This window comes from Kitasatospora phosalacinea (assembly GCF_000716545.1).
Taxonomy (GTDB): domain Bacteria; phylum Actinomycetota; class Actinomycetes; order Streptomycetales; family Streptomycetaceae; genus Kitasatospora; species Kitasatospora phosalacinea.
Genome location: NZ_JNWZ01000038.1, coordinates 50,515 through 73,765 on the forward strand (window position 1 = coordinate 50,515; position 23,251 = coordinate 73,765).

Annotated in this window: 25 protein-coding genes; 10 read left to right on the top strand and 15 right to left on the bottom strand. The window is 73.4% G+C overall.

Annotated features, from left to right (window positions below):
• Nucleotides 1-7 precede the first annotated feature (7 nt).
• From OO48_RS20095 to OO48_RS20105, 3 genes are read right to left on the bottom strand one after another with little or no spacing between them, the layout of a single operon-like run.
• The gene (locus tag OO48_RS20095; protein WP_033218208.1) at nt 8-322 is read right to left on the bottom strand and encodes an antibiotic biosynthesis monooxygenase family protein; all 315 of its coding nucleotides are present in this window, start codon (nt 320-322) and stop codon (nt 8-10) included.
• Entirely contained in the window at nt 282-602 is a 321-nt protein-coding gene (locus tag OO48_RS20100) for a hypothetical protein (RefSeq protein ID WP_033218210.1), read from the bottom strand. Before OO48_RS20100 ends, OO48_RS20095 begins: the two co-directional genes overlap by 41 nt.
• On the bottom strand, nt 599-868 hold the full coding sequence (locus OO48_RS20105; RefSeq protein WP_157845495.1) for a hypothetical protein: 270 nt from the start codon (nt 866-868) through the stop codon (nt 599-601). Before OO48_RS20105 ends, OO48_RS20100 begins: the two co-directional genes overlap by 4 nt.
• Nucleotides 869-995: 127 nt before the next feature.
• Here OO48_RS20105 and OO48_RS34485 point away from each other — a divergent pair, with 127 nt between their 5' ends.
• Nucleotides 996-2,060, top strand: coding sequence for a helix-turn-helix domain-containing protein (locus OO48_RS34485; protein WP_051732346.1), 1,065 nt, complete (start codon nt 996-998; stop codon nt 2,058-2,060).
• Nucleotides 2,061-2,180: 120 nt separating this feature from the next.
• Here OO48_RS34485 and OO48_RS20115 read toward each other — a convergent pair whose 3' ends face one another.
• The gene (locus tag OO48_RS20115) at nt 2,181-2,807 is read right to left on the bottom strand and encodes a DUF4276 family protein (protein ID WP_033218214.1); all 627 of its coding nucleotides are present in this window, start codon (nt 2,805-2,807) and stop codon (nt 2,181-2,183) included.
• On the bottom strand, nt 2,804-4,225 hold the full coding sequence (locus OO48_RS20120) for an AAA family ATPase (RefSeq protein WP_033218215.1): 1,422 nt from the start codon (nt 4,223-4,225) through the stop codon (nt 2,804-2,806). The genes OO48_RS20115 and OO48_RS20120 overlap by 4 nt, the downstream gene beginning before the upstream one ends.
• A gap of 114 nt (nt 4,226-4,339) precedes the next feature.
• On the opposite strand from OO48_RS20120, the gene OO48_RS40730 reads away from it, so the two are divergent.
• Nucleotides 4,340-4,468 (top strand): hypothetical protein, encoded by a 129-nt coding sequence (locus OO48_RS40730; RefSeq protein ID WP_280842427.1) that lies wholly within the window; start codon nt 4,340-4,342, stop codon nt 4,466-4,468.
• 102 nt (nt 4,469-4,570) lie between these two features.
• Here the strand turns inward: OO48_RS40730 and OO48_RS20125 are convergent, their stop codons facing one another.
• Nucleotides 4,571-5,062, bottom strand: coding sequence for an anthrone oxygenase family protein (locus tag OO48_RS20125; protein WP_033218220.1), 492 nt, complete (start codon nt 5,060-5,062; stop codon nt 4,571-4,573).
• Nucleotides 5,063-5,193: 131 nt separating this feature from the next.
• Here OO48_RS20125 and OO48_RS20130 point away from each other — a divergent pair, with 131 nt between their 5' ends.
• Both OO48_RS20130 and OO48_RS40735 read left to right on the top strand, forming a co-directional pair.
• The gene (locus OO48_RS20130; protein ID WP_051732347.1) at nt 5,194-6,198 is read left to right on the top strand and encodes an AraC family transcriptional regulator; all 1,005 of its coding nucleotides are present in this window, start codon (nt 5,194-5,196) and stop codon (nt 6,196-6,198) included.
• A 231-nt stretch (nt 6,199-6,429) separates the two neighbouring features.
• Nucleotides 6,430-7,938, top strand: coding sequence for a hypothetical protein (locus OO48_RS40735; protein ID WP_033218222.1), 1,509 nt, complete (start codon nt 6,430-6,432; stop codon nt 7,936-7,938).
• A gap of 48 nt (nt 7,939-7,986) precedes the next feature.
• Here OO48_RS40735 and OO48_RS20140 read toward each other — a convergent pair whose 3' ends face one another.
• The 3 genes from OO48_RS20140 to OO48_RS20150 form a co-directional block, all read right to left on the bottom strand.
• Nucleotides 7,987-8,574 (bottom strand): TMEM165/GDT1 family protein, encoded by a 588-nt coding sequence (locus tag OO48_RS20140; protein WP_033218223.1) that lies wholly within the window; start codon nt 8,572-8,574, stop codon nt 7,987-7,989.
• A 217-nt stretch (nt 8,575-8,791) separates the two neighbouring features.
• Nucleotides 8,792-9,586, bottom strand: coding sequence for an ABC transporter permease (locus tag OO48_RS20145; RefSeq protein WP_033218225.1), 795 nt, complete (start codon nt 9,584-9,586; stop codon nt 8,792-8,794).
• Between the two features lie 7 nt (nt 9,587-9,593).
• Nucleotides 9,594-11,138: a dolichyl-phosphate-mannose--protein mannosyltransferase gene (locus tag OO48_RS20150; protein WP_033218228.1), complete on the bottom strand. Its 1,545-nt coding sequence runs from the start codon at nt 11,136-11,138 to the stop codon at nt 9,594-9,596.
• Between the two features lie 169 nt (nt 11,139-11,307).
• Here OO48_RS20150 and OO48_RS20155 point away from each other — a divergent pair, with 169 nt between their 5' ends.
• Nucleotides 11,308-12,321, top strand: coding sequence for a DNA polymerase III subunit beta family protein (locus OO48_RS20155; protein WP_245194723.1), 1,014 nt, complete (start codon nt 11,308-11,310; stop codon nt 12,319-12,321).
• 187 nt (nt 12,322-12,508) lie between these two features.
• Here the strand turns inward: OO48_RS20155 and OO48_RS20160 are convergent, their stop codons facing one another.
• Nucleotides 12,509-13,795: an MFS transporter gene (locus OO48_RS20160; RefSeq protein WP_033218232.1), complete on the bottom strand. Its 1,287-nt coding sequence runs from the start codon at nt 13,793-13,795 to the stop codon at nt 12,509-12,511.
• A gap of 142 nt (nt 13,796-13,937) precedes the next feature.
• Between OO48_RS20160 and OO48_RS20165 the strand changes: the two genes are divergently transcribed.
• Nucleotides 13,938-14,501 (top strand): MarR family winged helix-turn-helix transcriptional regulator, encoded by a 564-nt coding sequence (locus tag OO48_RS20165; protein ID WP_033218234.1) that lies wholly within the window; start codon nt 13,938-13,940, stop codon nt 14,499-14,501.
• 121 nt (nt 14,502-14,622) lie between these two features.
• Here OO48_RS20165 and OO48_RS20170 read toward each other — a convergent pair whose 3' ends face one another.
• The 3 genes from OO48_RS20170 to OO48_RS20180 form a co-directional block, all read right to left on the bottom strand.
• The gene (locus OO48_RS20170) at nt 14,623-16,446 is read right to left on the bottom strand and encodes a glycosyl hydrolase family 18 protein (RefSeq protein ID WP_033218236.1); all 1,824 of its coding nucleotides are present in this window, start codon (nt 16,444-16,446) and stop codon (nt 14,623-14,625) included.
• Nucleotides 16,447-16,712: 266 nt separating this feature from the next.
• The gene (locus OO48_RS20175) at nt 16,713-17,231 is read right to left on the bottom strand and encodes a hypothetical protein (protein WP_081952249.1); all 519 of its coding nucleotides are present in this window, start codon (nt 17,229-17,231) and stop codon (nt 16,713-16,715) included.
• A 118-nt stretch (nt 17,232-17,349) separates the two neighbouring features.
• Complete coding sequence (locus tag OO48_RS20180) at nt 17,350-17,913, bottom strand: DoxX family protein (protein WP_033218240.1); 564 nt, start codon at nt 17,911-17,913, stop codon at nt 17,350-17,352.
• A gap of 116 nt (nt 17,914-18,029) precedes the next feature.
• Here OO48_RS20180 and OO48_RS20185 point away from each other — a divergent pair, with 116 nt between their 5' ends.
• Together OO48_RS20185 and OO48_RS20190 are read left to right on the top strand one after the other, a co-directional pair.
• Complete coding sequence (locus OO48_RS20185; protein ID WP_051732348.1) at nt 18,030-18,347, top strand: barstar family protein; 318 nt, start codon at nt 18,030-18,032, stop codon at nt 18,345-18,347.
• 17 nt (nt 18,348-18,364) lie between these two features.
• A complete protein-coding gene (locus OO48_RS20190) occupies nt 18,365-19,003 on the top strand; it encodes a MarC family protein (RefSeq protein ID WP_033218242.1) in 639 nt (212 codons plus the stop codon).
• A 24-nt stretch (nt 19,004-19,027) separates the two neighbouring features.
• Here the strand turns inward: OO48_RS20190 and OO48_RS20195 are convergent, their stop codons facing one another.
• On the bottom strand, nt 19,028-19,459 hold the full coding sequence (locus OO48_RS20195) for an Lrp/AsnC family transcriptional regulator (RefSeq protein ID WP_033218244.1): 432 nt from the start codon (nt 19,457-19,459) through the stop codon (nt 19,028-19,030).
• 165 nt (nt 19,460-19,624) lie between these two features.
• On the opposite strand from OO48_RS20195, the gene OO48_RS20200 reads away from it, so the two are divergent.
• Together OO48_RS20200 and kynU are read left to right on the top strand one after the other, a co-directional pair.
• Entirely contained in the window at nt 19,625-20,467 is an 843-nt protein-coding gene (locus OO48_RS20200) for a tryptophan 2,3-dioxygenase (protein WP_033218246.1), read from the top strand.
• 20 nt (nt 20,468-20,487) lie between these two features.
• On the top strand, nt 20,488-21,717 hold the full coding sequence (kynU, locus tag OO48_RS20205) for a kynureninase (RefSeq protein ID WP_033218248.1): 1,230 nt from the start codon (nt 20,488-20,490) through the stop codon (nt 21,715-21,717).
• A 68-nt stretch (nt 21,718-21,785) separates the two neighbouring features.
• Here the strand turns inward: kynU and OO48_RS20210 are convergent, their stop codons facing one another.
• Entirely contained in the window at nt 21,786-23,147 is a 1,362-nt protein-coding gene (locus OO48_RS20210; protein ID WP_167346461.1) for a choice-of-anchor A family protein, read from the bottom strand.
• Between the last annotated feature and the right edge of the window lie 104 nt (nt 23,148-23,251).

Sequence of the window (23,251 nt, forward strand, 5' to 3'; positions counted from 1 at the left end):
TACCTCGTCACGCCTTCGGGCCGGTCTGCTGCACGACCTCGAACGACCACACCTCCGACCCACTGGCCGCCGGTCGCGGACGGTCACCCCCGCCCTGGTGCGCGGCCTTCATCGGGCCCTCCATCCACGCCTTGAACGACTCCTCGTCGCGCCACCGCGTGTACACCAGGTACTGGTCCGTTCCCTCCACCGGCCGCAGCAGCTCGAACCACTCGAACCCGTCCGAGCCCTCCACCGCACCGGCCCGCGAGGCGAACCGCTGCTCCAGCACCTCCCGCTGCTCAGCGGGAACCGTCAGCACGTTGATCTTCACTACGCTCATGCCGTCCATCCTGCCCCACCTCACACCCGTCCCGGCGGTCCGGCGACCCCGTCGGCAGGAGGTGGTCGAACTCCCCGCCCAGCAGCAGTTCCCGCAGCCGCGCGAACTCGGCCCGGGTCGCGAACACCACGGCGTTCGGCTGGTCCACGTGCGCGATCGCCACCCCGTCCCGGCCCGACTCGGCCAGCACCAGGCCGCGCACCTCGCCCTCCCCGTCCACCCGCGTCGCCTCCCAGTGCAGCCCGAACACACCGGCGGGGTAGAACTCGACCACGCTCATCGCCACTCCTCGCCCACCGTCGGCGCCCCGCCGACCTCCAGCCACAGGTACGCCCGGCGCTCCGTCTTCCGGTGCCCGAACCGGTCCCCCCGCCCCAGCACGTCCAGCACGGCCCGCGCCAGCGTCTCGTCGTGCCGACCCCGCACCCGCACCGAGACCTTGACCGCCCCGCCCCGCGTCCACGTCACCGAGGGCCGCTCCCCCGTCAACGCGTACAACTCCCGGGCGTGCCCCCTGGCCGCCGCCCGCTCGGCGTGCCCGCTCACCGTCGTTTCCACCACTTGCCCCGCTCTCACCGGTTGTCGCTTTCCGTCATCAAGCATCGACCGGCGGTAGTACCGTGACGAGGGGTCAGTTCTTGACAAGAACCGGTGTCACCCGGGGAGCCGCACGGTGGAACGTCGCAAGGGCACACACGGATCGGCGTTCTGCTCGCCGGACTTCTTCGCCTCCGAACTCGTCCGGGCCCGCGAGAGGGCCGGTCTCTCCCAGGGCGACCTGGCCAACCTGGCCCACTGTGACCGCTCGTTGATCAGCCGCATCGAAGCAGCCGAACGGGTCCCCCAGCAGGACTTCGTCCGGGCCTGCGACAAGTTGCTGGACGCGGACGGACTGCTGCTGCGGATCTGGGAACGCGTGCCGTGGCGCCAAGGCGTCGAATACCCCGACTGGTTCCGGCGCTTCGCGGAGATGGAGGCGCGGGCGACCATGCTCCGTGACTACCAAGTCTCGCGCGTCACCGGCTTGTTGCAGACTCCGGAGTACGCCAGGGCGCTGCTCGCCCAGGGCGATGCGGCGGGCGACGAGCAACTGATCGACGAACGCGTGGCGGCGCGCATGGACCGGCAGCGCCGGTTCTTCGAACTGGACGAGGACGGGCCGCTGCTGATCGTCGTCCTGCACGAGGCGGCGATCCGTACCGTGGTCGGCGGCCCCGCAGTGATGGCCCGGCAGTTGGAGCGGCTGCTGGAGGTGGCGCGCCACCCGAACATCCTGCTCCAGATCGCCCCGTTCGACATGGGCGAGCACACGCCCTCCAGCGTGTCACTGACCCTGGTCACGCTGCCGGGCGGCCAGGAGTGCGTCTACTCGCAGAGCCTCAACAGGGGCCACTTCATCAGCGACAACGCCGAGATCACCCGCCTGGCCCGGCGATATGATCGACTCCGAGCCAACGCCCTGTCAGCACCCGACTCCGCCCGCCTGATCCGCAGCATCATGGAAGGACTGTTGAACATGCTCCCCCAGCTCGACCTGGCCTCCGCCTCGTGGTCCAAGAGCAGCTACAGCGACGAGAACGGCGGCCAGTGCGTCGAGGCTTCCCACACCTTCGCCACCACCGCCGGCATCGTCCCGGTCCGCGACAGCAAGGACCCCGAAGGCCCGGCCCTGCTCTTCCCCACCACCACTTGGCAGACCTTCCTCACCGGCCTCAAATCCGGTGACATCACCACCTGACACGCCCTCACCCGTGCCCCCACGGACACCCCCACAACCGCCGTCCCGGTCAGGGTCGTCCGGGCCTTGGTGGCAAGCCAGGCCCGGTTGGACCCCGATGGGTACCGTGCTGCGAGGCGGTCACATCGTTCCTACCACCGCGGTCAACTCGCTGACGAAGGTCTGCCAGGAGGGAAGCAGGGAGACCGGCCCGTACGGATCGAGGCGTTCGAGAAGCTTGTGCCGGTGCTGGGGGAAGCGCTTCTGGAAGCCCTCCAACCGACGGCCGGAGTATCCGCTGGCCGTGGCCAGCGAGTCCTTGAGCAGCTTCTTGGGGTCGGCGACCTTCTCGACGGACGCTCCCTTGGGCAGGTTCAGCGGTACCCGGCCCTTCGGGTTCTCTGCGACCTGGCGGATCAACGCCTCGTCGAGCAGCAGCCAAGCCTCCAGCATCCGGACCGGGACGACCGCGATGTGCGGACAGTTCGGCCACTCGGACGCGACTGCTTCCGCGATCTCCTCCCGGCGCTCCGACACGCCGGCCCGGTCGGCGTCCCGGTGGATCGCGATCAGGTCGTAGTCGTCTCCGAACTTTCTCGCCACCCGCAGCTTGTCCGGTACGGAGTGGGCCGCGACGTTGCTCAGACGGCCGAAGTCCGGCGAGGTGACGGACGCCGTTCTGCCTGCGCGGGCCACGATCGCCTCGATGTGGCGGACCAGGCCGTCATCGCTGCTTCCCTCACCGGTGAAGAGGACACGGAACGTCACATGTCCCCCAAGTCGAGCGTGGTCTGGGCTCCTGGGGGAGTAGTGAGGTAGGGAAGGATATCGGCCTTCGTCACGTAGGTCCGATGCCCCTCGGGTACCCGCCAGGTGTCGCGCAGCGGACGCAGTCGCAGGGCTCGTGCGATCGAGCCGTCTTCCAGCGGGTGCAGTGCGGTGTCCGCGAACAGGAGGTCATCGGGGGAGACCAGTTGAACAACGCCGGGGGAATGGGTATTGATCAGCACTTGCCGGAACGGGTTGTCCGTTCCGGGGGCGGTCATCGGGTCGACGGCGAGGTCCCGGACGAGATCCACCATGGGGACGAGATTGGCCGGGTGGATTCCGTTCTCCGGTTCCTCCATGCACAGCATGCCCCGAACGGTGGGGTCTTCCAGCAGGACGCACAGTGCGAGGAAACGCAGGGTGCCCTCGGAGAGGCTTCGAGCGGGCAGCACCATGCCGTCCGACTCGCGTACCTGGACGGTCAGCAGTTGACGGACTTCGTCCTGATCCACGGCCAGGTCACTGACCTGCACGCCTGTCAGGTCGGACAGGCGGCCTGCGACCCGGGCGTACACCTGCTCCGGGTCCTCTCCGGCAACGGTGTGGGCGACGCGGTACAACGCCGCCGGCAGGTGGACACCGTCCACGCCCATCACCTGCGGGTCGATGAAGCGGTCGGCACTGCGCAGGGCCGAAGGCTCCAGGGCGAGTCGCCGCCAGGACTCCATCTCCCGCCGTGCCGCGAGGATGGTCGGATCATCGCTGGAGGTGATGGTGGAAACCACGGTGGCGGGTGCCCGGGATGCGGCGGCGGGCTTGGGCTGTCCGCGGCTGCCGCCGTCCTGGTGGATCTTGACGATCGGGCTGCCGGATTCGGCGTCGATGTCGGTCGAGATGAACGGAGCGCCACTTCGATGTCCGACGATCACCTTGTCGCGGAACTGGCCGGCACTGTGCGGGAAGCGCAGATGGCGTTTGGCGGCACCCTTCGTGATGTGCCGGAGTTCCTCGTGCAGGAGCGTGAGGCGGCCGAAGCGGTCGAGTCCCGAAGGGTCCTGGTAGCCGATTTCGAGTTCGTAGCGGAGGAAGGAAGTGGTGGGCTTCGTCGCTCGCCCGAAATCGTCCTCGATGGCCAGCGGAACGATCATCTCTGCGGCGAATCGCATCCTCAGCCGCTGGGAACCGAAGCCCTTCCAGAAGAGGTCGCGAGGGTCACCGTGCCGTTCGCCGTGGACTCCGCGGACCTCCTGGGCCGCCTCCATCATCGACTTGTCAGCGAGCAAGGAGAGGAACTGGACGGCGTCGAACACATTCGACTTTCCGGTGCCGTTCGCACCCGCGATACAGGTGAACGGACCGAAATCGATTGCGGTGTCCAGCAGGTTCTTGAATCCGTGGACTTCGAGTCTGGTGAGCATCAGGGGCTGGCCTCCGAAGGGTCTTCAGACGTGAGGGTACTCGCCCGCGAGGCCGCAGCCTGCGGTCTCGCGGGCGACGACTCTCCGGGCCGTGCTCGAGAAGCGTGCGGGAATATGTGGGAATGTGCGGGCCTCTCTCTGGAGGAACTCGGCTGCTGGACGGCCATGTTCGCCATCAGACCCCAACTCCCAGATGCCTTCCCGCTGGTGGAGCACTACAACGTCGGCTCCTACACCCTGTGACTGCACGATGCGGCCGTCACCTCCTAGCCACGGCCTCACGGGCGTCGAACGCTTCGGCCTGACCGTCACCCCGAGAGCCGCGCCGTCTGGCCGGACGGCCCGTCAGGACGCGCGGGTGAGCGCCCCGATGAGGCAGCCGAAGGCGGCGGTGGAGGTGACGGCCCGGACCAGGTTCCAGCGGACCCAGACGTCCTCGAACGCGGCGCGGACGGCGGCCGGGTCGGTGAGCGTGCCGGGTTCGCCCGCGGCGGCGAGCCTGTCGTTGAGCGGGACGTTGACCGTGCCGGTGATCACCAGCATGGCCAGGTACAGGACGGCGGCGGCGGCGATCCACAGCAGGACGGCGCGGTCGCCCCCGCCGTGCCACTGGCACAGGCCCGCGGCGGCGATCAGCACCAGCGCGCCGAGGAAGCCGAGCATGAACCAGCCGTTCAGGATGGCCGTGTTGATGCGCTGCATGGTCTCGATGAAGACCCGGTCGTCGACCCTGGCCAGGCCCGGCATCACCGAGCAGGCGTAGGAGTAGAACAGCCCGGCGCTGAGCCCGGTCAGCAGGACCGCGCCGACCAGCGTCGCCGTACGGAGAACTGCCATGCCGGGAACCCCCGTTCGTGTCGTCATGCCCCCCAGTCAACCCGCCCGGCGGACCATGATCCATGGCTCGGACGCTCGTCGGCATGCGCCTGCGTCCACCGCCCCGGAGGGCCCCGACTACCCTGGCGGCCATGGACGCGCTCACCGCCCTGCTGACCGGCCCCCGGGCGAGCGGGGCGTTCCTGCTCCGCTCGGTGTTCGACCCGCCGTGGTCGCTGCGGATCGAGGACCGCGCTCCGCTGACGGTGCTGACCACGGTGCGCGGCACCGGCTGGGTCGTCCCGGACGGCGCGGCGCCGGTGCCCCTGCACCCCGGCGACCTGGTGATCGTCCGCGGCCCGGAGCCCTACACCGTCGCGGACCTGCCGCAGACCCCGCCGCAGGTGGTGATCCACCCGGGGCAGGTGTCCACCACCGTCGGCGGCGAGCGGATGTGCGAGGAGCTCGACCAGGGCGTGCGCACCTGGGGCACCGGCCGGGACGCGGCGACGGTGCTGCTCAGCGGCACGTACCAGTTGCACGGCGAGGTGAGCGGACGGCTGCTGCGGGCGCTGCCGCCGGTGCTGCGGCTGGACGCCGGGGAGTGGGCCTCGGCGCTGCCGGCGCTGCTGGAGGCGGAGATCGGCCGGGACGAGCCGGGCCAGGACGCGGTGCTCGACCGGCTGCTGGACCTGCTGCTGATCTCCGCGCTGCGCAGCTGGTTCGCCCGGGAGGACGGCCGGGCCCCGGCCTGGTACCGGGCCCACTCCGATCCGCTGGTGGGCCGCGCCCTGGGCCTGCTGCACGCCGACCCGGCCCGGGCCTGGACGGTGCGGGACCTGGCGGCGGAGTGCGGGGTCTCCCGGGCCGCGCTGGCCAGGCGCTTCACCGACCTGGTCGGCGAGCCCCCGATGGCCTACCTCACCGGCTGGCGCCTGGCCCGGGCCGCCGACCTGCTGGCCGAACCGGACGCCACGCTGTCCGCCGTCGCCCGCAAGGTCGGCTACGGCAGCGGTTTCGCCCTCAGCGCCGCGTTCAAGCGGGTCCGCGGGATCAGCCCCCAGCAGTTCCGCGACCGGTCCGCCGCCGCCGGAGCCGGTGCGGACGGCCGAGACCCGGCGGACTGGAGCCCGGACGGCCGGGGCCCGGGCGGCTGAGACCCGACGGTCGAGGCCCGACGGCCGAGGTCCGGCCCCGTCGGCGGAGACGCCCGGCGGGCGGCAAGCGACGGCGGGCGGCAAGCGACGGCAGGCGGCAGGCGGCGACAACCCGGCGAAACCCCGGCAAACCGGGCGGGAAGCGGGCCCGGGCCCGGCCTTCCCTGTCGCCCCGGGGAATGCTCCTGCATAATCACCCCCGTTCGATTCCGACCCGAGGAGGACCGGCCCATGCCGGCAGAGCGCTGCCCCCGTTGCGGTACCCCGCGCACGGCCGGCAGTTGCGGGTGCCACGCCGTCTCCCCGGTCGAGGAGACCGCCGTCCTCCCGCACCTGGAGGGGCCGCCGCTGGTGCGGCCGTACGTGGCCGGGGCGTCCGTGGTGGAGCCCGGGGACCCGGCCCTCGACCCGTTCGCCACCAGGAGCGCCCCGCCGCCGGTGCAGCCGATCGCCGCGTCCCCGCAGGGCCTGCCGCAGCCGCCCGCCGCCGGACCGCCGGTCGCCGTGCCGACCACCGCCGCACGGCCGCCCGCCGTGCAGCCGATCACCGCCCCGCCGGCCGCGCCCGCCACCCCGCCCCCGCCCCCGCCGCCGGACCGGGCCCCGCACGTCCCGCAGGCCGCCAGCCCGTTCGGTCCGCCGCAGCCGGAGCCGGACGCCGCCGCGACCCAACTGCTGCCGCCCGTCCCGCAACAGCAACAGAGCACGCCGCAGCAGAGCACGCCGCAGCAGACCCCGCCGCAGGGGGCGCCGGGCCGCTTCGTCCCGATCCCGCCGCCCGGCCCGGCGCGGGGCCCGGGCCAGGTGCCGGCGGCCGAGCAGACCATGCCGCTCACCCTGGGCCCGGTGGTGGCACCGCCGCCGCCCTCGCCGGTCTCGGCCGCGTACCCGCCGGTGGCCCCGGCGCCGGCCGGCCCCGAGGCGCTCGAAGCGACCCGGGTGCTCAAGCTCGACGGGCACGGTCCGCGGCACGACAGCGGTGACGCGCACGGCGAGGAGGCGTCGCCCCGGCAGGCCGCCGCGCCCACCGCCGACCTCGGCATGTTCACCTTCCGCGAGGACGGCGCCGAGGGCCCGGTCAGCCGGGCCGACCGCCGGGAGCGGCGCCGGCAGAGCGCCGACCGCCGCCGGCTGGTGATCGCGGGCGGCGCGGTCGGGGTGACCGCGCTGGGCGCGAGCCTGGCGATGCTGCTGTCCTCCTCGCCGGCGAAGGTCGACAACGCGCTGCCCGCGCCGACCGGCCCGGCGGTCTCCTCCCCCGCCGAGGTCTCGCCGAGCCCCACCGCCCCCGCCCCGGCCACCGAGACCTCCGCCCCGGCCCAGCCGACGGGGAGCGCCTCGCCGACCCGCACCACGGCCCGTCCGACCCAGGCCGTCACCAGCAAGGCCGCCGCCGCCCCGACCGGCGAGGCCCCGCCCGCGCCGAGCACCCCGGCCGCGCCGAGCACCACCGCCCAGCCGTCGGCCTCCGGCAAGGTGCTGAAGTTCGGCGACACCGGCCCGGAGGTGACGCAGATGCAGCAGGCCCTGATGGCGTACCGGTGCGACCGGATCGGGCCGCTGACCATCGACCGCACCCGCAGCGGCCAGCAGGGCTTCGGCGACTGGACGCGGCAGGTCCTGTCCGGCGTGCAGCACGACCTGTTCGGCGACGCCAAGCCCCGGCCGTACCAGGACGGCGTCTACGACGCGGCCACCCAGGCCGCCCTGGCCCAGACGCCGCGGGGTGCGAGCTGCTGACCCCGCGCCGCCCGGGCCGGGCCCGCCGACCAGGCGGTCGACGCGCCGTCAGCCGGTGACCGCCCTGAACAGGCTCCAGCCCGCCAGCACGATCATCGCCAGCGCGGCGACCCGCACGATGACCTTCATCGGCACGTGCCGGAGCAGCTTCTGCCCGCCGACGACGGCCACGCCGCCGACCGCGCACAGCGCCAGCCACGCGCCGAGGCCGACGGCCGGCGGGTCGGCGTACTTGGCGGCCAGGTTGGCGGTCATGATCTGGGTGAGGTCGCCGAACTCGGCGACCGCGACGACGGCGAAGCTGGTCCCGGCGACCTTCCAGAAGGAGTCGTTCGCGGGTTCCCTGCCCTCGGCGCCGTCGTCCTCCTCCTCCTTGTGCCACAGCAGCATGGCCGCGCCGCCCAGGAACAGCAGTCCGGTGACGCCCTCGACCCAGCGGTGCGGCAGCAGGGCCAGCAGGCTGCCGGCGGCCAGCGCCAGGCCGACCTGGAGGGCGAACGCGGCGGCGATGCCCGCGAAGACGTAGCCGGCCCGGTACTTGGTGCCGAGGACCAGGCTGGCCAGGGCGGTCTTGTCCGGGAGTTCGGCGAGGAAGATGATGCCGAACGTCAGCGCGGCGATGGTCAGGCTGTTCATCGGTGGCGGGGTCTCTCGGTCTCGGGCCGCCGGCCCCGGGGCCACCCGCAGCAGGGGACGCCTCGGCCCGGCAGCACTGGTTCATGGTCACAGCACTGCGGCCGAAGGTCTCGCCGACACCCCGCGGGGTGCCCCGGGCGCCGGGCGGTCCACGAGGGACGGGCCAGTGTGTCGACGGTCCGGTGGAGGGCTACTCCCCTTCAACAACGCGCCGAGCCTACCGGACGCCGGCGGGCGCCCCGACCAGCCCCCGGCCGACCAGTTCCAGCACCGCCGTCACCGCGACCGCCTCCACGGCGAGCAGCGCGACCAGCACGAACAGCTGCACCGCCCCGGCCTGCACGGGCGTCGCCCCGCCGAGCAGCATGCCGACGAACGCGCCGGGCAGGGTGACCAGTCCGACGGTGCGGGTCTGGTCGAGTGCGGGGACCAGCGAGGTCGCGGCGGCGGCGCGGCAGACCTCCAGCCGGGCGTTGCGCTCCTCGAAGCCCAGCGCGAGGGCGGCCTCCACCTCGCCGTGCCGGGACCGCAACTCGTCCAGGGCCCGCCGGCCGGCCAGCGAGGTCGCGGTGAGCGCCCCGCCGATCAGGATCCCGGCCACCGGGACGACGGTGATGCCCTTGGCGGGCAGCAGTCCGGTCGCGGCGAGCAGCAGCAGGACGGGCAGCACCCCGGCGGCGATCGGCACCGCCGCCCACGCCCACTCCCACCTCGCGGCGGACCTCCCGCCCTCGCCGACCCGCCGCCCGGCGGTCCGCACCGCGACGGCGAACATCAGCAGCACGAACAGCGCGGACGTCCACAGCGAGCGCACCACCCAGGCGATCACCAGCGCGACCAGCGCCAACTGGACGGCCGCCCGCAGCCCGGCCCGCAGCACCGCCCGGCCGTGCCCGAGCCCGCCCCGCCCGGCGACCAGGGCGGCGACGGCCAGCAGCACCGCGCAGGCGGCACCCAGCGCCGGGGTGACCGGCAGCAGTCCGGCGCCGCCCGCGGCGACGAACCCGCTCATCGCGGCATCAGATCCAACTGATGAACCACATCCGGTCGTGCCAGTCGGACATCGGGATCACCTCCGCCGTGTACAGCGGGTAGAAGAACGCGAAGCACCCGATGACCGCGACCACGATCAGCCCGGCCCCGGCCGCGCCCCAGCGCCGCCGGCTCGGCGTGCTGCCGGCCGGGCCGAGCATCGCGCCGAGCATCTGCGCGACGGCCAGGCACAGGAACGGCACCAGCACCACCATGTAGAAGGAGAAGACGGTGCGCTCCTGGTACTGGAACCAGGGCAGGTAGACGCCGGCGACGGCGGCCAGGATCGCCCCGGAGCGCCAGTCCCGCCGGAAGAACCAGCGGTAGAGCGCGTACGCCAGCGCGAAGCAGGCCGCCCACCACAGGACCGGGGTGCCCAGCGCGAGGATCTGGCTGGCGCAGCCCTCGGACGCGGTGCAGCCCTTCTGCCCGGCCGCCGGCTGCTCCCAGTACATGGAGACCGGGCGGCCCTGCACCAGCCAGCTCCACGGGTTCGACTGGTAGGTGTGCGGGTCGTGCAGGTTGGTGTTGAAGTGCCAGATCTCGGAGTGGTAGTGCCACAGGCTGCGCAGCGGCGCGGGCACCCAGTCGAACGCCCCGGACCGCCCGTCCGCCCAGTGCCGGTCGTAGCCGCCGTCGGTGGCCAACCAGCCCGTCCAGGACAGCAGGTAGGCGGCCAGCGCGGCGAAGGGCATCGACAGCGCGGCGGGCCACAGGTCGCGCCGGAGCATCGACCGCCAGGGGCGGTGGGCCCCGGCGGCGCGGCGGCCGGCCTGGTCCCAGAGCAGGACGAGGACGGTGAAGACCGCGAGCACGGGCGCGCCGGTCCACTTCACCGCGCAGGCCGCGCCGAGCAGCACGCCGGCGGTGAGCCGCCAGGGGCGCGGGCCGAGGCGGACTTCGTCGGCGGCCCGGCCGCCCTCGGCGCGGGCGGCGCGCAGCAGGCTCCGGGTGCGGTCGCGGTCGACCAGCAGGGCGCCGAACGCGCCGAGCACCAGGAACGCCGAGACGCCGTCGAGCAGGCCGACCCGGCTCATCACGAACTGCAGGCCGTCGACGGCCAGCAGCAGCCCGGCGACGCAGCCGATCAGGGTGGAGCGGAACAGCCGGCGCCCGATCCGGGCGACCATCAGCACGCCGAGGGTGCCGAGCAGCGCGACGACGATCCGCCAGCCGAAGGGGTGCAGGCCCCAGAAGTGGGTGCCCAGGCCGATGATCCACTTGCCGAGCGGCGGGTGGGCGATGAACGCGGCGGCCTTGCCCAGCGGGATGATCTGCGGGTCGCCGAGGATCTGCTGGTTGGCGTTGTCCGGCCAGGTCGTCTCGTAGCCCTCGTGCCACAACGACCAGGCGTCCTTGGGGTAGTACGTCTCGTCGAAGACGAAGGCGTGCGGGTACCCCAGGTTCCACAGCCGCAGCACCCCGGCGAAGACGGCCACCGCCAGCGGCCCCCACCACCGGTACCTGTCCTTCGCCGGCGCGGCGTGCACCGTCTCCCGTTCCTGCCGCCGCTCCGCTACCGCCAGCGCCATACCCTCCCCGTTCGAACGCAGTTGACGACTTGTCCGCAATGTCCGCATCCTAGCCTGCGGCCGCGCGGCCCCACGGGCATCGGCCCGGGGTGCCCGGAGCATTCTCCCCCGTGCGCGCCGCACGGTTACGGTTGACCCTCGACCAGGTCGAGGGCCCAGGGTCAACCCCGTGGAGAGCACCATGCGCAGCATCGGCGAGATGGCCAGGGCCAGCGGCCTCGGCCCCGGCACCCTCCGGTTCTACGACGGCGCGGGCGTCTTCGTCCCCGCCGAGGTGGACCCGCGCACCGGGTACCGCCGGTACGCGGACGAACAGCTGCGGGACGCCCGGCTGCTGGCCCGGCTCCGCCGGGTCGGGATGCCGCTGGCCGGGATCACCCGGGTGCTGACCGGCTCCCCGGCCGAGGCCCGGGCCGAACTGGACGCGCACCTGCGCCGCCTGGAGGACGGCCTGACCGACGCCCGCCGGGAACTCTCCACCGTCCGTGACCTACTCGACTCCCGGGAGTTCCCCGTGCCGCAGACCCGCCTGACCGTAGCCGCCCCCGCACTGGCCGCCGCCCTGGACGCGGTGCGCTTCGCCGCCCCGGCCGACGCCGCCCTGCCCGCCGTCGCCGGCGTCTTCCTGGACGCGGAGGACGGCGCACTGCACCTGGTCGCCACCGACCGCTACCGCCTCGCGGTCGCCGACTGCCCGGCCGCGCTGGACGGCCCGCCGGCCTCCGCCCTGCTGCCCACCGCCCTCGCGGACGCCGCCCGGGCCCTGCTCGCCGACGCCGAGGAAGCCGAACTGACCATCGACGGCGGGCGGTTCACCATCCGCGCGGCCGGCCGAGCCCTCTCCGGCGAGCACGCCGAAGCCGACTTCCCCGACTACCGCCGCCTGCTCCGCCTGGAACCCACCCACCGCATCACCCTGACCGCCGCCCAACTGCGCGCCCTCCCCGGGGGCACCGACTCCGGCGCCCCCACCGCCACCCTCACCGCCACCCCCGCCGACGCCGTCCCCGGCACCCCCGCCCCCGGCGACCTGCTGGTCCACGTCAACCGCGACTTCCTGCTCGAAGCCGCCGGCGCCGCCGAACAGCTCGTCCTCGAACTCGGCGGCCCGATCGCCCCCCTCGCCATCCGCTTCCCCGCCCGCACGGACACCTTCTCCCTGCTGATGCCGGTAGCCCCGTAGGGACGGGAGGGAACGACCAGGGGCCCGGGGAACGGCGGGACCGTGGCCGTGGCCGTGGCCGCTGACGGTGCACCGCCGTCGCGCGCACCGGCTTCCGGTTCCGCCACCGCGGTGCGGCAGCACGGAACCTCCGACGGGCTCCGGCCACCGGCGGCAGCGGCTCCCCGCTCCCCGGGCCCGGTTCCGCTCAGGCCGCCGTCTGCAGCTCCCGCGCCGCCCGCGGCTCGCGCTGCGGCACCGCCAGCACCCGGACGTTGTCCTGCGCGGGCGTGAGGTGCCCGCGCAGGCGGACGGCGAGGGCGACGATCAGCAGCGTGCACAGCGCCATCGCGGCGAGGTACAGCGGCCACGTCCCGGAGCCGACCAGCAGCACGCCGACGGCGGGGCCGACGGCGACCGCGATCTGCTTCACCAGCGCGTACCCGGCGTTGTAGGTGCCGAGCAGCCGGCTGGGGGCGAGGTCCGCGACGATCGGGCCCATGGTGGGCGCGAGCAGCGACTCGCCGACGCCGAACAGGGCGTAGACGGCGACGATCGCCACCGTCGCGGCCACCGTCTCGGTGCGGATCAGCCCGGCGACCACGGCCATGCCCCAGGCCGCCAGCCAGACCGCGCCGGCGGCGGCCATCGCGGTGGTGCGGCGGCGGCGCTCGGTGATCCGGACGACGAACATCTGCAGCAGCACGATGGTCAGCGCGTTGGCGCCGATGGCCAGGCCGAGGGTGGAGGGCGCGGTGCCGACGGTGTCGGTGGCGAACGCGGCGACACCGGACTCGAACTGCCCGTAGCAGGTGAAGAAGATCAGCCCGGCGAGCGCGCACAGCCGCAGCATCGCCTTGTCGGCGACCATCGCCCGCAGCCCGCCGCCGCTCTTCGCCCGGCCGCCCGCCGGGTCCGGTTCGACGACGACCGGGGGCGTCTTCGCGGTGCCGGTGACGGCGGCCAGGCCGAGGAAGGTCAGCGCCTCGATGGTGAACAGCCGGGTGAGGCTGGCCGGGTCGGAGGTGTCGACGATCTGGCCGCCGACCAGGGCGCCGATGCCCATGCCCAGGTTGACCAGGGTGAACTGGAGCGCGAAGGCGCGCGAGCGCTCGGTGCGCCCGGTGCAGCGGACGATCATCGTGGCCAGCGCGGGCTGGCAGGTGGTGACGCCCGCGCCGAACAGGAAGGAGGAGAGCAGCAGCCCGGTCGTGCCGGTGGCCTGCCCGAAGGCGAACGCGCCGGCCGCGGCCATCGCGGTGCCGGCCAGCAGCACCGGCCGCGGCCCGTACCGGTCGATGCCGCGGCCGGTGAACGGCAGCACGGCCAGCGCGGCCAGCGCGAACACGGTGAACACCGCGCCCGCCGCCGCGGCGCCGAGGCCCCGCACCTGGTCCACGTACACGAACATGTACGGCAAGGTGAAGCCGCTGCCGAAAGCGCTGAGCGCGTTTCCGATCTGGACGCGGCGCAGTCGGCCGCCCCGCTCCTTCACTGCACACCCCTCTTCGCATGCGTCGGGCCGCGGCTCCTCGCCCCGGCCTTTACTCCGTAAGATTTCAGACCTAAAGTCTTACCATCCGAAGCCTAAGGCGTCAAAGGCTTAACGGCTGCACCCTGCGTGGGAGGATGGGCGCATGAGCACACGCAGAGCGGAGCCCCAGACCGCCACCGAGCTCGGCATCGCCGAACAGGTGGCCGTCTACCAGCGGGAATTCCCCACCGTGGACCCGCAGGTGGAGACGATCGTCTCCACCCTCTCCCGGCTGGCCCGCCGGATGAACGTGGCGTACGGCCGCCAGCTGGCCACCCTCGGCATCACCTCGGCCGAGTGGGAGGTGCTCAAGGCGCTGGTGTTCGCCGGCGCCCCGTACCGGCTGGGCCCGGGCGAGCTGGCCAAGCGGCTCGGCCTGACCCCGGCCGCGATGACCCACCGGATCGACCGGATGGTCGCCGAGGGCCTGGTCACCCGGGACCGCGACGAGGCCAACCGGGTCCGGGTGATCATCGAGCTGACCGCCGAGGGCCGCGACAAGTGGCTGGAGCTGATGCGGATGGCCGCCGTCTTCGAGGCCGACCTGCTCCAGGACGTGACCGGCGCGGCCCGCCCGGAGCTGGCCGCCGCGCTGACCAGGATGCTGCGCCGGATCGAGGAGACCCAGCCGGACGCGCTCGGCCGCACCGACGACCTGACCTGCTGACCGCCCGGACGCGCCGTCCGGACGCACCGCCCGGGCGCACCGTCCGGGAAAAGCGGACGAGGGGCGCGGGGAGATTCCTCTCCTCGCGCCCCTCGCGGGGTTCAGCTCAGCCGATCAGCGATCAGCAGGCGCCGTTGTCGGTCCAGACGCCCCACTGGCCGCTCAGGCTCGGGTCCTCGTTGGTGGTCCACCACTTGTTGGTGTAGTAGTGGCCCTTCCAGGAGACCTTGGTCGGGGTGGCGTACACGGTGGCCGCGCTCCAGCTCGGGGCACCGGCGCAGGCGCCGGTCGAGGCGGAGGACGACGCGGAGGCCGAAGCGGACGCCGAGGCCGAGGCGGACGCCGAGGCCGAGGCGGACGCGGACGCGGACGGCGACGGGCTGGCCGACTGCGAGGCGGAGGCCGAGGCCGAGGGGCTGGCCGAGCCGGTCGGGGCGGCCGGGCAGGAGGCGGCGGAGCCGTTGGTGGCGCTCACCGTCTTGTCGAACAGCGCGGTCTGGGTGCCCAGGTCGTACATCGAGAACATGAACGAGCCGCCGAGGCCGTTGCAGTGCGCGTAGTCGAGCTTGGCCTGGATGGACTGGGCGTTCTCGCCGGACCAGAAGGTGGTGCCGTCGTAGAAGTAGGCGGCCTTGGCGGTGTCGTCCCAGTAGGTGTAGCCGGGGTTGTCGACGAAGCCGTTCAGCTCCTTGTACATCTTGATGCCGGCGACGCCGCCGGAGTAGGTGCCGCCGGGGGCCGGGGCGGACGCCTTCTGGAACAGGCCGTGGGTGGTGCCGGCGGAGACGCCGGTCCAGCCGCGGTAGTAGAACGGGACGCCGACGTTGATCTTCTTCGCCGGGAAGCCGCCGGGGATGCCGTACTGCGGGTCGCCCACGGTGTAGGCCTTGACCGCCGCGTCCACCGAGTACTTGCCGTTGCCACCCGGGACGGGGTTCATCGGGTCGTTCGGGTTGGTGTAGATCGGGGCCTGGTGGTTGGTCGGGCCCTGGGCCTCCCAACCGCCGTGCATGTCGTACGTCATGATGTCCAGGAAGGTCAGGTACTGGCCGATCTTGTCGGTCTCGACGTACTTGATCTTGTCCTGGCCGGCGCCGACCGCGGCCGCGAGGCCGTAGGTCTTGTTGTCGGTCTTGCCCTGGGCGTCCAGCTGGCTGCGGAACTCGGCGAGCAGCGCGGTGAAGTTCTGCTTGTCGTTGGGCGAGGAGTGGTTGCCGGTGTGGCCGTTGCCACCCGGGTACTCCCAGTCCAGGTCGAAGCCGTCGAAGATGCCGGCGCCGGTGCCCGGGCCGCCGTAGCCGCCCTCGGAGGGCAGGTTGCCCTTGATGAACATGTCGATGCAGGAGGACACCAGCTTCTTGCGGGAAGCGTCGGTGGCCGCGGCGTCGGAGAAGTACTTGGAGTACGTCCAGCCGCCGATCGACATCAGGACCTTGAGGTTCGGGTTCTTCGCCTTCAGCTTCTTCAGCTGGTTGAAGTTGCCGACGATCGGCTGGTTCCAGGTGTCGCCCACGCCGTCGACCGAGATGTCGGCGCCGAAGCTCTTCTGGTAGTCGGCGAACGAGTCGCCCGCGCCGTCACCCGCGTTGGGGTCGTCCTCGTTCTGCGACGCGGCCTTGTTGGCCTCGAAACAGGAGAGGGTGGTCGGGTTGATGTTCGCGAAGTCGTAGATGATGTAGTCGAGCTTCCCGGCGGCGCCGGTGTCCTGCATCGTCTTGAGGTAGTACGCGTTCGAGTAGATCGACCACTGGTCGAAGTACGCGACCTTGATGCCGCCGCTGGTGGCGGGGGCACCGGTGGAGTTGCCCGGCGCGGCCTGGGCGGTGCCGCCGGTCAGCGCCAGGGTGCCGCCGAGCAGCAGGGAGGCCGCGGTGCCGGCCGCGAGCGCGGCCCAGCCCTTCGGCCGCCGGCGCGAAGGCGCCGGGGAGGAAACGGAACGAAGCATGGCTGCGTGACTCCTGGTTGTGGGGGTCCTGTCAAGACCGGGCACGAACCGTGCGAGGTGGGGTCACACGGCCTGGGCATGACAGGGGAATCGAGCTTTGGCCTGCACAAACACCGGATGCGGGTAAGCCGAACCGGCGCCGGTGGTGTAGACCACCGACGCCGGCCCAGGGGCTCCCTGCACCTGCCAAGTAAAATGGACTAGACCAACTCGGCCGTCAAGAGCGGGATCTGACGCTTACGCCGCGCTTAAGGTTCGGTGTCCGGTCAGTAGCGCAGCGCGTTGGCCACCACCGGCTTCACATCGCCCTGCAGCGAACGGTTGCTCTCCGCCGTGGCCTGCGCGGACGCCCCCGCCGCCACCTCCGGCACGTTCACCACCACCGCGTCCAGCAGGTTCCCCGACCCGTCCTCGAAGTTGACTTGAATCGTGTACTTCCCGGACTGGGAACCGTGGTTGGTGACCGTCAGCGGCACCGAGACCTTTCCGTCCGAACCGGTGGCGGCCGTCCCCACCGCCACGTCGTCCTTCGCGTCCAGCCCGCCCTTGACGCTCGCCAGCGCCGAGGAGGCGGCGGCCTGCGCCGAGGCGCCCAGCGAGGCGACGGCCGAACCGACCGCCGCCGTGGCCGAGGAGGCCGCCGAGGCCACCGCCGACTTGGCGCCCTCCACCGCCGAGGACACCGCGGGGGACGGCGAGCCGTCCGAGGAGCACCCGGCCAGCACCGCACCGCCCAGCAGTGCGGCTGCCGTCCATCCGGCGGCGGCCCGCATCGATCGCTTCATCAGCACAAGATCCCTTCGGTTGCGGACGCCCGGCGGGCGCACGGGGGTTCGTGGCGGGCCCGGGTTCCGAACGGGCCCGGCGTCAGGGGCGGGCCCGGGTTCCGGGCGGGCCGGGCGCTCAGGAGAGCCCGGTGCCGTCCTCGCGGGCCGCCTCGTCGGCGGCCCGCGCCTCCCGGCGGCGCACCTCGTCCTGCCGGCGGGCCACCACCGCGGCCGCGCCCAGCGCACTCGCCGCGAACGCCAGCACGCCCATCCACGGGCGGGCCAGCCGGTGCCCCAGCGCGGCGTCCAGCGAGTAGCGGCCCGCGCCGGCCACGCCCAGGGCCAGGCCGCAGGCCCCCAGCAGGGCCGGGTACTCGTAGCCGCCGCCGTGCGCGAAGAAGCCCGCCGGGGCGTGCACCGCGACCGCGCCCGCCATCGTCCCGGCGACGACGGAGCCGGCCGCGGGGGTGGCCAGGCCGATCGCCAGCAGCGCGCCGCCGCCCGCCTCGCCCAGGCCCGCGGCCCGCGCGCTGCGCTCGCCCGGGACGAAGCCCATGTGCTCCATGGCCTGCGCGGTGCCCTCCGGCCCGGCGCCGCCGAACCAGCCGTACAGCTTCTGCGTCCCGTGCGCGAACAGGACACCCCCGACGGCCGCGCGCAGTGCCAGCAGGCCGAGATCCTTGCGGTGCAGACTGGTCATGGTGTGCCCCTGGTGTGGAAAGAGAAGACTTGGGGCCCATCCCAACGCGCGCGCGGGCCCCGTTCGACCCGGCGAACCCATCCGGGCGACGCGCACCGGCAGACAGGAGCCCTCCGATGCCCACCGCACCGAAGCCGCCCGAGTACGCCCTGCACGGCGAACGGGTCACCGACGAGCCCGCGCTCTGGGCCGAACTGGGCCGCGCCGTCGGGGCCCCCGACGGCTACTACGGCCGGAACCTGGACGCCCTGGCCGACTGCCTGCGCGGCGGTTTCGGCCCCGAGCCGCCGTTCGTCCTGGTCTGGCGGCGGGCGCTGGTCTCCGCGCAGGTCCTGACCCGCCGGGTGACCGGCCCCGACGAGGAGGAGCGCTCCTACTTCGACGCGGTCCTCGACGTGCTGCGCCAGGGTGGCGTCACGGTTCGGCTGCGCTGACGGCCCATCATGGGCGCATGTCGGCGATCTCCCTGAGCACCGTCTTCGTCACCTTCTTCGCCGTGGTCGGCCCGCCCAAGGTGCTGCTCGCGTTCGCCCAGCTCAGCCAGAGGCGCACCCCCGCCGAGCTGCGCAAGCTCACCCTGGTGTCCTCGCTGGTGGCGGCCGTGGTCGGTCTGGTGCTGGCCTACAGCGCGGACTTCATGGCCGCGCTGTTCCACATCTCCGACCAGTCGCTGCAGCTCGCCGGCGGGGTGATCTTCTTCATCTACGCGGTGGCCCTGGTCCTGGGCGTCCACCTCGGCGGCGGCAAGGACCAGGGCCACCTGGCCAACCCCCTGGCCGACGGCATCCGGGAACTGCTGCTGCCGTACGTGGCCAGCCCGCTGGCGATCACCGCGCTGCTGGTCGAGTCGCTGACCCGGGACACCCTGGGCTGGCACTCCACCGTCGCCGCCATGTACGTGGCGGTGATCGCGGTGGACTGCCTGTGCGTGCTGCTGCTCGCCCCGCTGCTGCGGGCCAGCCGGCGCACCTCGCTGGAGGTGCTGTCCCGGCTGCTGGGGCTGCTGCTGGCGGCGGTCGGCGTGGAGATGTTCCTGTACGGCCTGGAGAGCCTGGGCGTGCACCTGGCCGAGCCGCGGAACGGCTACTGACCCGGGGCGGCCGCCCGTCCCGGGTCAGGGGCTGAGCGGCCGCCACGGCACCGGGCTGGACAGGATCATCGAACTGGTCGGCTGCCCGTAGCCGCCGAGCCGGTCGGTCAGCCGGGCGAACGCCGGCATGTCCGGCACCCCGACCAGCAGCACGCAGCACGCCCCGCCGGTGACCCGGTGCAGCTGGAACACCTCCGGCCAGGCGGCCACCTCCGGGTCGCGCAGCAGGCAGCGCACCCCGTAGCACTCCACCGTGACCAGCGCCATCACCGCCGCCCCGGCCTTCTCGGGGGCCAGGTGCGCGTGGTAGCCGGTGATCACGCCGTCCGCCTCCAGCCGGCGCACCCGCTCCGCCACGGCCGGCGGGGACAGGTTCACCCGGCGCGACAGCTCGTTGTACGACAGCCGCGCGTCGGCCTGCAGTTCGGCCAGCAGCAGGCGGTCCACCGCGTCCACGGCGGCTCCTTCACGTTCGTCAGGCGATCGGGGCCGAGCGCCTCGCGAACGAAAGGCCGATGCCCCCATCCGGGCTACGACGCCCATTCAAGAGCAGGGCCCGGCGCCGCACAATGGGTGGCGCCCGCCGCACCCCGAGCGGGCGGACCCGAGGAGGTACCGGCCATGACCGGCCAGACCCACCGCCCCCACCTGCGGTTCGGCCCCGACCAGGACCCAGGCGACCAGGACCCCGGCGCGTCCACCCCCTACGCCCGGTACGTGCGCCTGGCCGAGCTGCACGCGCTCCAGCGGCCGCGCAGCACGGAGCCCGCCGAGTACTCGTTCATCGTCACCACCCAGGTGATGGAGCTGCTGTTCGACCTGCTGCACCGCGACTGGGACGCCGCCCGCACCGCCCTGCGCGCCGACGACCTGGACGGCGCGCTGGCCGCGCTGCGCCGCGGGCAGCACACCCAGGACGTGCTGACCGGCTCCTGGGACCTGCTGGCCACCATGACGCCCGCCGAGTTCAGCGCCTTCCGCCCGACCCTGGGCGAGGCCTCCGGCTTCCAGTCCTCGGCCTTCCTGCTGCTGGAGTTCCTGCTCGGCAACCGCAGCGAGGGCCTGCTGGAGATGTACCGGGACTCCCCCGCCGAGTACGACGCGCTGTTCGCCGCGCTGCGCACCCCCAGCCTGTACGCCGAGGCGCTGGCCGTGCTGGCCCGGCGCGGCCTGGAGATACCCGCGCGGCCGGTCACCGCCCGGCACCACCCCGACCCGGCCGTCGAGGCCGCCTGGCGCGCCGTCTACACCGACCCGGCGCTGGCCGACCTGGTCCCGCTCGGCGAGGCCCTGCTGGACACCGCCGAGCGGGTCACCCGCTGGCGCCAGCGCCACTACTCCACCGTCAAGCGGACCATGGGCGGCAAGCCCGGCACCGGCGGCTCCAGCGGCCTCAGCTGGCTCAAGCACTCCGCCGACCAGGACGTCTTCCCCGAGCTGTGGTCCGTCCGCGACAACCTCTGAGCACCCCCGGGAGCAACGCCGTGACCCCCACCCGCGAGCAGTGCGCGGCCCTGGACGCCGCCGACCCGCTGCACGCCCTGCGCGCCGAGTTCGACCTGCCCGCCGGGGTGCTCTACCTCGACGGCAACTCGCTGGGCGCGCTGCCCCGCCGCACCCCCGGCCGGCTGGCGGAGGTGGTGGAGGGCGAGTGGGGAGCCGGCCTGATCAGGTCCTGGAACGACGCCGGCTGGTTCCACCAGCCCGGCCGGCTCGGCGACCGGCTCGGCGCGCACCTGCTGGGCGCCGCGCCCGGGCAGGTGGTGGTCTGCGACTCCACCTCCGTCAACCTGTTCAAGGTGCTCGGCGCGGCCCTGCGGCTGCGCCCCGCCCGCCCGGCGCTGCTCGCCGAGCGGCACGCCTTCCCCACCGACCTGTACGTGGCCGACGGCCTGACCGCCCTGCACCCGGGCGCCAGGCCGGTGCTGCTGGACTCCGCCGCCGGGTTGGACGCCGCCCTGGACTCCGACGCCGCCGTGGTGCTGCTCTCGCACGTCGACTACCGCACCGGCGAACTGCTGGACATGGCGGCCCTCACCGAGCGGATCCACGCCGCCGGGGCGCTGGCCGTCTGGGACCTGTGCCACACCGCGGGCGCGCTGCCGGTCGAACTGGACGCGGCGGGCGCCGACTTCGCCGTCGGCTGCGGCTACAAGTACCTCAACGGCGGCCCCGGCGCGCCCGCCTTCCTGTACGCCGCGGCCCGCCACCAGGCGGACGCCAGGCAGCCGCTGACCGGCTGGTTCGGGCACGCCCGGCAGTTCGACTTCGAGCCCGGCTACCGGCCCGCCGAGGGCGTCACCCGCTTCCTCACCGGCACCCCGCCGATCCTCGGCCTGGCCGCGCTGGAAGCCGGCCTGGAGGTCTGGGAAATGGCCGACCCGGCCGCCGTCCGCGCCAAGAGCCTCGAACTGACCGACCTCTTCCTGGAGTTGACCGCCGACCTGGACGTCGAACCGGTCACCCCGCGGGAGCACGCCCGGCGCGGCAGCCAGGTCGCGCTGCAGCACCCCGACGGCTACGCGGTCGTCCAGGCGCTGATCGCCCGCGGCGTGATCGGCGACTTCCGCGCCCCCGACCTGATGCGCTTCGGTTTCACCCCGCTCTACCTCTCCCGCACCGACGTGCACGACGCGGCGGCCGCCCTGCGCGAGGTGCTGGCGAGCGGCGAGTGGCGCGCCGAGCGCTTCGCCCGCCGCGGCGAGGTCACCTGACGGGCCGCCCGCGCACGGCGACGGCCGGAGCCCGTCCGGGCTCCGGCCGTTCCTCGCTCCGGGCGCTCTCAGCTGTGGCGGCCCCGGGCGCGGCGGGCCAGCGCGATCACGCCGCCGCCCAGGCCCAGCAGCACCGCGGCGGCCCCCGCCGCCGGGGCGACCAGGTCACCGCCGCCGGTGTCCGGCAGCGGCGGTCCGGCCGGGGTCGAGGTGGAGCCGGTCGGCGGCGGGGTGCTCCGGCTCGGCGACGGCGCGGAGGTGCTCCCGCTCGGCGAGGGCGACGGGGACGGGGACGGGCTGGTGCTTCCACTCGGCGACGGGCTCGGCGAGGGCGACGGGCTGGGGCTGTCGCCGCACTCCGGCAGGTCGCCGTTGAACGGGTAGTTGTGGATCTCGGTGCCGGCGCTGCCCTGTTGGAGCAGGCTGCCCGCCAGGTAGACCCGGCCGTTGGTGCCCGGGTTGGAGAGCGTGGTGTTGCTCGCCGGGTTGCCCGTCATGATCGAGCCCTGCCACTGGGCGTCGCCCTCCACCACCACGTTGGTGGCGGTCGGGAAGTTCCACATCAGGTTCGGGCGCAGGATCGTCAGCGGGTCGTCGACCGCGCCGGTGCCGCTGCTGGTGTTGACCGTCACGTCGCTGCCGGTCATGTTGACGATCACCGTCGCGCCGGCCGGGATGCCCGCGAACACGATGGCCCGGCGGCCGCCGTCGGTGCCGATGTTCTGGCCGTAGTCGAAGACCTGCCGGGCGCTGGTGCCGTCGCCGGTGAAGGTGACGGTGGTGCCGTCGTCCACCACGGTGCCGGTGGCGGTCTGCCGGGCCATGCAGGCGGAGTGGTTCTCGATGACCGGCCGCAGCGGCTTGAACTTGTCGATCGCGGCCGGGTCCTGGACGGCCTGGCCGTCGGGGGTGATGTCGTAGGCGCCGGTCAGCGTGGTGCCGTAGACCAGGTTGCCCCACAGGGCCTTCGGCGGCTGGACGAAGAAGTCGGTGCCGCCGATGAACAGTCTGCTGGGGTTGGCCTGCGAGGCGTCCATGGTGACCGAGCCGCCCACCGTGACGTGGTCCGAGCCGTTCGGCGGGGTGACCATCGAACCGACGCCCACCACGCCCATGTTGAACGCGCCGCCCATCGCCTTGTCGATGTCGAGGCTGCCGAGGACCGCGATCTCGCCCTCCGCCTCGGCGGCGTTCTGCCGCACCAGGTAGTCGCCGCCCACGTACACGTTGAGCGAGGCGTCCGCACCGTTGAACGGCCCGGTGTGCGGCGGGTCCCACTGGCTCGGGCAGTCCGGACCGGAGCACGGACCCAGCGGCGGGAGCATCTGGGCGGCCTCGCCGGACGCGGCCAGGGTGATCAGCGGGGCGGCGAGTGCCGCCACAGCAGCGAGGCGGAGCAGCGGGTTCTTGCCACGGATGCCGTGTCGCACGGACACCCCTCTCGTTGACGGTGGGTCAGCAGGCAGCAGACCCGGCCAGCGAAGAGGAGGCCGGCACGGCGTCTCGAACAGCGGGACACCGACTCGCCGGAGAA